The 9,313-nt window shown below is 54.4% G+C and carries 10 protein-coding genes; 7 read left to right on the forward strand and 3 right to left on the reverse strand.

All coding sequences use genetic code 11. The features are described 5' to 3' along the window. Positions 1-26: 26 nt before the first annotated feature. Positions 27-1,016 carry an ABC transporter substrate-binding protein gene (locus ACSQ3H_RS07370; RefSeq protein ID WP_436116442.1) on the forward strand — a complete coding sequence of 330 codons (990 nt, stop codon included), beginning with the start codon at positions 27-29 and terminating at the stop codon, positions 1,014-1,016. Positions 1,017-1,081: 65 nt separating this feature from the next. Here ACSQ3H_RS07370 and ACSQ3H_RS07375 read toward each other — a convergent pair whose 3' ends face one another. Then, complete coding sequence (locus ACSQ3H_RS07375; protein WP_436116443.1) at positions 1,082-2,023, reverse strand: LysR family transcriptional regulator; 942 nt, start codon at positions 2,021-2,023, stop codon at positions 1,082-1,084. Between the two features lie 107 nt (positions 2,024-2,130). Here ACSQ3H_RS07375 and ACSQ3H_RS07380 point away from each other — a divergent pair, with 107 nt between their 5' ends. From ACSQ3H_RS07380 to ACSQ3H_RS07405, 6 genes are all read left to right on the forward strand, one after another. Continuing rightward, entirely contained in the window at positions 2,131-3,144 is a 1,014-nt protein-coding gene (locus ACSQ3H_RS07380; protein WP_436116444.1) for an amidohydrolase family protein, read from the forward strand. Between the two features lie 174 nt (positions 3,145-3,318). Beyond that, positions 3,319-4,362: an ABC transporter substrate-binding protein gene (locus ACSQ3H_RS07385; protein ID WP_436116445.1), complete on the forward strand. Its 1,044-nt coding sequence runs from the start codon at positions 3,319-3,321 to the stop codon at positions 4,360-4,362. A 44-nt stretch (positions 4,363-4,406) separates the two neighbouring features. Further along, positions 4,407-5,453, forward strand: coding sequence for an ABC transporter substrate-binding protein (locus ACSQ3H_RS07390; RefSeq protein WP_436116446.1), 1,047 nt, complete (start codon positions 4,407-4,409; stop codon positions 5,451-5,453). 8 nt (positions 5,454-5,461) lie between these two features. Beyond that, the gene (locus tag ACSQ3H_RS07395; RefSeq protein WP_436116447.1) at positions 5,462-6,313 is read left to right on the forward strand and encodes an ABC transporter ATP-binding protein; all 852 of its coding nucleotides are present in this window, start codon (positions 5,462-5,464) and stop codon (positions 6,311-6,313) included. Beyond that, a complete protein-coding gene (locus ACSQ3H_RS07400) occupies positions 6,310-7,116 on the forward strand; it encodes an ABC transporter permease (protein ID WP_436116448.1) in 807 nt (268 codons plus the stop codon). Before ACSQ3H_RS07395 ends, ACSQ3H_RS07400 begins: the two co-directional genes overlap by 4 nt. Before the next feature lie 29 nt (positions 7,117-7,145). Then, entirely contained in the window at positions 7,146-7,910 is a 765-nt protein-coding gene (locus ACSQ3H_RS07405; protein WP_436116449.1) for a class II aldolase/adducin family protein, read from the forward strand. A 3-nt stretch (positions 7,911-7,913) separates the two neighbouring features. Here the strand turns inward: ACSQ3H_RS07405 and ACSQ3H_RS07410 are convergent, their stop codons facing one another. Together ACSQ3H_RS07410 and ACSQ3H_RS07415 are read right to left on the reverse strand one after the other, a co-directional pair. Further along, entirely contained in the window at positions 7,914-8,414 is a 501-nt protein-coding gene (locus ACSQ3H_RS07410) for a gluconokinase (RefSeq protein ID WP_436116450.1), read from the reverse strand. Next, positions 8,411-9,178, reverse strand: coding sequence for an SDR family oxidoreductase (locus tag ACSQ3H_RS07415; RefSeq protein ID WP_436116451.1), 768 nt, complete (start codon positions 9,176-9,178; stop codon positions 8,411-8,413). The genes ACSQ3H_RS07410 and ACSQ3H_RS07415 overlap by 4 nt, the downstream gene beginning before the upstream one ends. Positions 9,179-9,313 lie beyond the last annotated feature (135 nt).

Here is a 9,313-nt window from a genome sequence, read left to right on the forward strand (position 1 = left end):
AACAGGGTGATAGCGGAGGATACAGGGTGACAAAAAAGGTCGAGCTGACGCTGGCATGTGGCGATTATGAGATCGTCAGGGCGTTGCGAGAAGGTCATGTCAAGCCGGACGGCATAGACCTAACGATATTGACGGAAATGGATTCGACGACGCGGCACTGGCGCTTTCTCAGAAACGGCGAATTCGATGTCGCCGAGGTTTCGCTTTCGTCTTATGTCACCGCACGTGGCCGCCAGCTGCCTTTCAATGCGATCCCAGTTTTCCTCCACCGCCGTTTCAGGCACGGTTTTATCTTCGTCAATAGCAAGAGCGGCATTCGTGAACCAAAAGACCTGATAGGACGGCGGGTTGGCGTCAAAAACTATCTGGTCACCGCAACGTTGTGGCTGCGCGGCATTCTCGAAAGCGAATATGGTGTGCCTCACCAATCGATCGAATGGTTTGCCGAACTCGACGAGGATGTTGACTTCACGCCGCCCGCCGGCTTGAAGTTGACCCGACTACCGGACGAGAAGTCGGTCGAAACCATGCTTCTTGACGGTGAGATCGATGCATTGCTGCATCCGGATCTGATTGACGCTATCGTCGAGAAAGACCCGCGGGTAGGGCGGCTCTTCCCTGACTACAAGCAGGACGAGATCGCGTACTACAACAGGACTGGTATTTTTCCGATCATGCACGTCATGGGGATACGGCCGGAAATCGTCGAGCGTCATCCTTGGGTCCCGATCAACCTGTTTCAGGCCTTCAACGAGGCCAAGCGCCTAGCCATGCAGAGAATGGAAAATCCGCGTGTCGTACCTCTGGCGTGGTATCGCGAGGCATGGGAAGAGCAGATCGATATTCTCGGTGATGACCCTTGGGCCTATGGCTTGGGCGAGCACAACCGGCACAATCTCGAAACCGTTGTTGGCTATGCTCATCAGCAAGGTTTGATCGGCCGTAAGATTCCTTTGGAGGAATTATTCATTGATGTCGGACAGGGTCGAAAACGTGGGGATAAACACCGGGTTTAACTCCTTGGGGGGCACCACCACAGCGGAATACGGCGGCGCGCGCGGCATGTCTAGAAATTCTCATACTATGCGATTTCGTTGAATGCGACGTCTGGATTTCGCCAGCCAAGTTCACCGCTTTCCACGATGCGTTTGACGAGAGGTCGGATCAGGGCTTCGAGCAGATGCCCGGTACCCGGGGACAGCGATTGGTGAAGGACAAGTGCGACGGTGCGCTCCAGTTGAGGATCCGTAATCCGGCGCGCCGTCACCCGCCGCTCCCTGATCTCGTCCAAGAAGAGTCCATAGGGCACGATGGTGCTTCGGCCATGGTGCATGATAATTTCGCGCTTCACATTGGCAGGCTCAACTTCGATCAAATCAAGCTTGGTTTGGCGGCTCGTGGCGATCTCATCAATAAGACGCCGTATGGGTCGCACCTTTCCATCCAGAACCAATGGATATTCTGACAGGCTGTCGAAAGGGATGGTACTGTCGACGCTCGATGCGGCGCTGCCCGCACAGATGAGATAAAGATATTCCTTATAGAGCGGCACTATCCGAATATGGGGTAGGTCCGGCGGATCGTAGCAGAGTGCCGCGTCAAGCTCTTCTCGCGTCATTGCATCGATGAGTTCGTCGCTCATTCCCTGCTGAACCACAATCTGCAGGACCTCGCCGGCACCTGCTGCCAGCGGCAAAAGCTCTGGCAATAGCGCACGTCCAGGGGTGGGCGCAACGCCGAGCGAGATTCGTTTGCTGTTGGCCTTGCCAAAATGTGCGACCGAACGTTCCGCTTCGGCAAATGCCTCGAGTGCCCTTGTTCCTGTTTCGAGCAGTGTACTTCCAGCCTCCGTTACTCGAACGCCCCGAGAGTGACGCTGCAGAAGGGCTACCCCTAGTTGATCTTCCAGCAACTTCAATTGATATCCGAGTGCCGGCTGCGACACGTTGAGAATACGCGCCGCTGCCGTAAAGCTGCCGAGGCGCGCGACTGTGATGAAGTACCGAAGCTGACGAAGGTTCATGCCATTTCCTGTGCTATAAGCGCTACTTATAACACGCTTAAGCAAACGGTATTAGTCCCCAACCAACAGACTTTCTAGTGTGACTCCACCATATCGAGGAGTTTCCTATGCAATATATCGACGCGTTCAATCATTTCTTCCCGAAGGCTCTGTGGGAGCGCATTCAGTCCCTTGAGGGCGCCGGCAAGGACATCGGCAAGCGGATGCAGGGCGTCCCGTGCATATATGATCTCGATACACGTTTTCGGGTGATGGACGAATTCGAGAACTATACCCAAATCCTTTCTCTCGGTATGCCGCCGCTCGAAGCGATGGGTGACGGCCGCACGGCATTGGAGCTAGCCAGGATTGGCAATGACGGTCAGGCGGAGCTGGTCAGCAAATATCCTGACCGCTTTGCAGGCTTTGTTTCTGCATTGCCGATGGATACTCCGGAAGCTGCGGCCCGCGAGGCAGAACGTTCATTCACGGAACTCGGCGCGAGCGGCGTGCAGATACATTCCAACGTCAATGGTGCGCCACTCGACGAAGAACGTTTCTTCCAGATTTTTGAAGTCTGTGCAAAACACGGCAAACCAGTATTGCTGCATCCTTCACGCAACGCTTCGATGCCCGACTATGCCACCGAGACCAAGTCGAAATATGAAATCTGGTGGACCTTCGGCTGGCCTTACGAGACCAGCGCGGCAATGGCGCGGCTCGTTTTCTCGGGCTTCATGGATCGCCTGCCGGACCTCAAGGTAGTGGCGCATCATATGGGAGCCATGGTGCCATTTTTTGAAGGCCGTGTCGGCCCCGGTTGGGACCAGCTTGGCAAACGTACGTCGGATGAGGACCTCACCCTTGTGCTCAAGCGATTGAAAAAACGTCCTCTCGACTATTTCAAGGATTTCTACGCGGATACGGCGGTTTTTGGCTCCAAAGCCGCGACGCTTTGCGGTTTGGAGTTCTATGGAAGCGATCGCGTGCTGTTCGCCTCAGATTCGCCTTTCGATCCCGAAAAAGGTCCGGGCTATATCCGCGATACGTTGAGGATTCTCAATTCGCTGGATCTCAGCAAGGAGGGTATGGAGAAAATCTGCTTCCGCAACGCTCAGGCGCTATTTGGTCTGAAGAGTTAGAACAGCTCTTCAGAGGTCCGGGAAGTAGATATAAGTTTTACTTCTACGACCCTACCAAAAACTCTATTTGTGGCCAGATACCCCGATCTTTAAGCTGGTCACAATAATCAGCCCATTCCGTGTCTTTCGTAAGCGCGATCAGAAGGCTGAATGCATGTCTCAGGAGGAAATCAGATGCTGAAGTCATGGATGTGTACTGTCTATTCACTGGTTCTAGCCGGTGGACTGGTGTCCGCTGTTGGACAGTCGTATGCAGCCGATACGGTATCTATTGGTCTCACGAATGCTAGCAGCGACATTGGCCTGTTCATTGCTGATGCCAAGGGTTTTTTCAAGGAAGAGGACATCACTCCAAACTTTGTAGCGTTCGATTCTGCCGCGAAGATGATCGCTCCGCTTGGCGCCGGCCAGCTTGACGTGGGAGGTGGAGCAGCATCGTCGGGCCTCTACAACGCTATCGAACGTGGCGTTGGTCTGAAGATCGTCGCTGACAAGGCCCGCAACGCACCCGGCTTCGGTTTTCAATCCTTCCTCGTGCGCAAGGCGCTCGTTGATGACGGTTCAGTCAAGACCATCGCTGATCTCAAGGGCCGCAAAGTGGCGACTGTTGCGCAGGCGAGCAGTGACGCTTCTGTATTGAATGAGGGGTTGAAAAGCGTCGGCCTCGGATATGACGATGTCGACAAGGTTTATCTGGGCTTTCCTCAACAGTTCGTCGCCTATCAGAACGGGGCGATTGACGCGAGCATAACTACCGAACCCACCGTGTCGGCGATTCTGGCTGCGGGGACAGCCATACAGTTGACAAGCAACGACACGTTTTATCCCAACGCTCAAACCGCCGTTATTCTTTACGGTCAGGCCTTTGCGAAGGGTAACCCGGACGTCGCCAAGCGCTTTATGAAGGCTTACGTCAAGGCTCTTCGTTACTACAACGACGCACTGGCCAACGGGAAAATTGCAGGCAAGAACGGCGAAGAAGTGGTTGGCATCATGGCAAAATATTCGACGGTCAAGGATCCGGCGGTTATCCGAAGAATGACTGCACATGCCGTCGATCCCAATGGGACTGTCAATGTCGACAGTCTGAAGAAGGATTGGACCTTCTTCAAGGAGCAGAAACAGATCAACGGCAAAGTCCAGGTCGATCAAGTGGTCGATCTGAGCTTCGTCAATGAGGCTGCTGATCAACTTGGCCCGTACAAAGCGGCTCAATGAGATCGCATTCGCGCGACAGACACTTGGGACGGGAGGTCTTCAACGTGATTGAAAAAGTTAACCGCACTATCTTTCTTGTTTGTTCATTGCTGGTCATCTTCCTGGCAGGCAGCGCGGCCCGGGCCGCTGACGTGGTCAAAGTGGGCACAGTTGCCTCAACGGGCGAATTCATCCTGAATGTTGCGCAAGGCAAGGGATATTTCGAACAGGAAGGCATCGAACCGGCCTACACCTTCTTCGACTCGGCAGCCAAAGCGATCGCCCCACTCGGCACGGGGCAAATCGACGTCGCGGGCGGCGCGGTTTCCGCAGGGCTTTTCAATGCAATCGAGCGCGATATTGCGATCCGGATCATTGCCGATCCTACATCTGTTGCCCCTGGCTTCGGCTTTCATGGAATCGTTGTGCGGAAGGATCTTGCCGGGACCGAGGTTAAGTCGATCGCCGATTTGAAGGGGCGGAAAATCGCAATTGTCGCTCGCGGCAGCAGTACGGAATCGATCCTCAACGAAGCAATGAAAAGTGCCGGTCTAGGGTATAAGGACGTGGAGGTCGTGTATCTGCCATTCCCGCAGCAGGCCGCCGCACTTGCGAGCAAGGCGGTGGATGCGGTTATCGCGACCGAGCCTTACCTCACTCCAATGCTCAACCAAAATCTCGGCGTCCTTCTGGCTTCGACTGACAAATACTACCCAAACGCCCAGATCGGCGAACTGATGTTCAGTGAAAATTTCGCGAGTACACGCAGGGATGTTGGAGTGCGATTCACCAAGGCTTACATCCGGGCGATTCGCGATTTCCGGAACGCATTTGGTCCCGAAGGCCGCCTCGATGGACCGGGCTCCGACGAGATCGTAGCCCTGATCATGAAATACTCGGGCACGAAGGATGAAAAGCTGCTGCGAAGTATCAAGCTTCCAGCGGTCAACATTGACGGACGCGTGAACAGCGACAGTATCCAGAAGGATTGGCAGTTCTTCAAAGACCAGGGCCTGATCAAGGGCGGTGTTACGCCAGACAAGATCATCGACAATTCATTCGTCGAAGAGGCGCTCAAAGACCTCGGACCAGCACAAAAGAACCCAGGGTAGGAACAAGGATGATTCAGGCATTGGCCAAGAAAGCGACTGTGAGAGATGATGTTGCGCTAAAATTTCAGGAACCGCCTGCAATCCGGATCAAAGGTCTGAGCAAAAGGTTCGGGTCTTTCACGGCTGTCGACAATGTCACCATAGATATTGCTCGGGGTGAGTTCTTCATGATCGTCGGTCCATCGGGCTGCGGCAAGACGACCTTGCTGCGAATCCTCGCGGGCCTTGAAGCACCAACCGAAGGCAGTATCGATGTGAGTGTCGAGGCTGGGTCAGAGCGGCCAGTGAACTCGATGGTGTTCCAGGGCGACTCGATCTTTCCGTGGATGACTGTGTGGGACAATGCAGCCTACGGATTGAAGATGCGTCGAGCGCCGCAAGCCCAGATCAAGGAAGTCGTTGGCCACTATCTGGACCGGACTGGTCTATCGAAGTTTGCCGATGCTTATCCTCATCAACTGTCAGGCGGGATGAAACAGCGTGTTTCGATTGCGCGCGCCTTCGCGAACGACCCCGAGATTTTGCTCATGGACGAGCCATTCTCGGCACTGGACGCCCAGAACAAATTGCTGCTTCAGGAAGAATTGCTGCGTATTTGGGAGGAGAACAAAAAGACCGTTCTTTTCATCACCCATGACGTGGACGAGGCGGTGAAGCTTGGCGACCGCATCATGGTTATGACCGCGCAACCCGGACGCGTGAAAACAGTGGTTCCAGTCTCACTCGCGCGGCCTCGTGATGTCCTGGAACTTCAACAGAATCCCGAATTTGGCAAATTGGTGCATCAGATCTGGTCGAGCCTGCGTGAAGAAGTTCAACGGGCACGCGAACTTGATGAAGCAAAGGGAGTGCAAAAATGAGCGCTCATATAGAAGCACAGACCGCCCGCCCTTCCCGGTCTTGGAAACTGAGTGAAAACACGCGGGACCGCGTCATCAGCATAGCGTCGCCAGTTCTTCTCCTGGTGGTGTGGGAAATCGCGGCACGCACAGGTTTGATAGACACTCGCTTCTTCCCGGCGCCTTCGAGCATCTTTGAAACGCTCGTCACGCTCAGTAGTACCGGCGAACTCTGGCAGCACACGGCTGCCAGCCTGCAACGTTTGTTTGTCGGCTTTCTGGTTGGCGGTATACCCGCGCTTGTTCTCGGGATTGTTATGGGGCTAAGCCGCCCAGTGCGTGCTGTGTTTGACCCGCTGATCTCAGCCACCTATCCAATTCCCAAAAGCTCCATTCTGCCGTTGGCGCTCCTGATCTTTGGTCTAGGGGAGGGCTCCAAAATATTCATGGTGGCCGTCGGCGTGTTTTTTCCCGTCGCAATCAATGCAACTGCGGGTGTGCGTGAAATCAACAAGATCTATCTGGACGTTGGCCGCAATTTCAAAGCAAGCCGCTGGGATACGTTCCGGACGATCGCCTTGCCGGGTGCTCTACCTGTGATCATGACGGGCATAAAGCTCGGCGTCGGCATGGGACTCGTTCTTATTGCGATAGCAGAGATGATGGGAGCAAAAAGTGGACTCGGATACATGATCTGGGCCGCCTGGGAGACGTTCTCCGTGGAGCAGATGTATGTCGGCCTCTTCGTGATCGCTATCATCGGCTTCGTTTTGACATTGGTGCTCAACGAGATCGAGAAACGCCTGGTGCCTTGGAAGCGATAAGCACTCGCAGCTTAGAAGAAGGAGATATCATGGATCAGCAAGCCCTTTTCGAGGAACTGGTCACGGCTAACCATATCCTTGCAAATGAAAATGTATTGGATTCGTTTGGTCATGTGAGCATTCGCAATCCTGAGAATGCTGCACGTTTTTTTCTGTCGCGCGCACGGGCGCCGGCTATCATTGAAGCTGCGGACATTATGGAGTTCACGCTTGACGGACAAAGCATTGGAGCCGAACCTGGCAAGCCATACTCCGAGCGTTTTATTCACGCAGGAATCTATGAAGCGCGACCGGAGATCAATGCCGTTGTCCATAACCACAGCCCCAGCGTCATACCCTTTACCGTTACAGGCAAGAAACTCCGTCCTCTTATGCACATGTGCGCGCCTATCGGGGATGACATTCCGACATGGGACATTCGTACCAAATTCGGAGAATGTACCAATTTGCTGGTGACTGATCTGGAAATGGGACGCGATCTTGCATCCTGTCTTGGTGACCGGGCGGTGACCCTGATGAGGGGGCATGGCAGCACAGTTGTTGCCCGGTCGCTGCGCGAGGTCGTGTTCACTTCCGTCTACATGGAATTGAACGCCGACATGCAAATGAAGGCCATGGTCATGGGAGATGTGGACTACCTCTCCGAGGGCGAGATAGCTGCAATCAAGCGCGGAAGAGCAGGGTACACATTTGAACGAGGTTGGGAGAACTGGTGCAATCGCGTCGGGCGTCCCTATGTACCTGGCAATTGGGAATTCGGCGAGGGCTTTTCCCGTACCGATCCGCGTGGCTAGTTTTTACCAACGTTGTGCTCTTACCCAATCGACGCTTGCTGCTGCGATCTCATCAACCGAATGCTCAATATTCTGTCGCAGCACCAGCGGCTCACCTGTTGGCGGTTCGAGCGTTGCCAGTTGGCTATCGAGCATGGACAGGGGCATGAAATGTCCCGTTCGCCTGCTCATGTGATCAAGTAAAACCTCCAGACTCCCGTCTAGAAAGATGAAGCCAAGCGGCGCGCCCGCTTCCTGTCGTAGCCTGTCCCGATAGGATTTTTTCAGGGCCGAACAGGAAACGACAACACCCTCTTCTGCTTTCGCCAGTTCTGCGCCGATCTTGTCGAGCCATGGCCAGCGATCTTCGTCGGTGAGTGGAATGCCTGACGCCATCTTTTGCACATTGGCGGAAGGGTGACGTGTATCACCCTCAACAAATGGCAGTGCCAGGGCTTTTGCTATTGCGTTTCCGACTGAGGATTTTCCGGAGCCGCTCACTCCCATGACAACAAGCCGGATCATAGCGATGCTGTGATCCCGCCATCAACATGAATGACCTGGCCATTGACGAAAGAAGAAGCGTCGCTAGCAAGGAAGACCGCCGCGCCAACCAGTTCCTCGACATTGCCCCAACGTCCTGATGGCGTGCGTTTTTCCAGCCAGGATGAAAAATCGGGGTTGTCGACCAGCGCCTGATTAAGCGGCGTCTTGAAATAACCCGGCGCGATCGCGTTGACCTGCAGGCCGTATTTTGCCCAGTCGGTGCACATGCCACGCGTAAGATTGCGGACGGCGCCTTTGGTCGCAGTGTAGGGCGCAATCGAGGGACGAGCGAGTTCGCTCTGCACCGAAGCAATGTTGATGATCTTGCCTCGCCCACGTTTGATCATATGCTTCGCGACGCTCTGTCCCGCATAAAAGACGCTGGAGATATTGGTTTGCAGCAATTGCTGCCACTTGTCCTCGGGGAAGTCTTCAAGCGGCGCTCTGAATTGCATCCCCGCATTATTGACGAGAATATCAATCGCACCAATTTCCGTCTCGATCTTGTCCACACCCGCCTTGACAGCCTGGAGATCGGTAACATCGAAGTCAGAACCGTGGACGACGGAGCCATTTGCTTTTAGTTCAGCGACTGCCGCATCCACCTTGGCTCTATCCCGACCATTGATCACCACCGCGGCCCCATGCGCTGCCAATCCTTTGGCGAGTGCAAGGCCTATCCCTTGGCTGGACCCGGTGATGAGGGCAAGCCGCCCATCAAGACTAAACAGCGGATATGGCATGATATTCATTCCTTGATCTTAGTTTATAGCCACAGCATTTGAGCCTGGAATCGCCGCAACCTTACACGGCCAATTCCGTCAGCTAAAGCGTGTTTCCGGAAATCAAAAAAGCGAGAGAAGGGAATTTCGCGTTGA

Source organism: Phyllobacterium sp. LjRoot231 (assembly GCF_964253365.1).
In the GTDB taxonomy this organism is placed as follows: Bacteria; Pseudomonadota; Alphaproteobacteria; order Rhizobiales; family Rhizobiaceae; genus Phyllobacterium.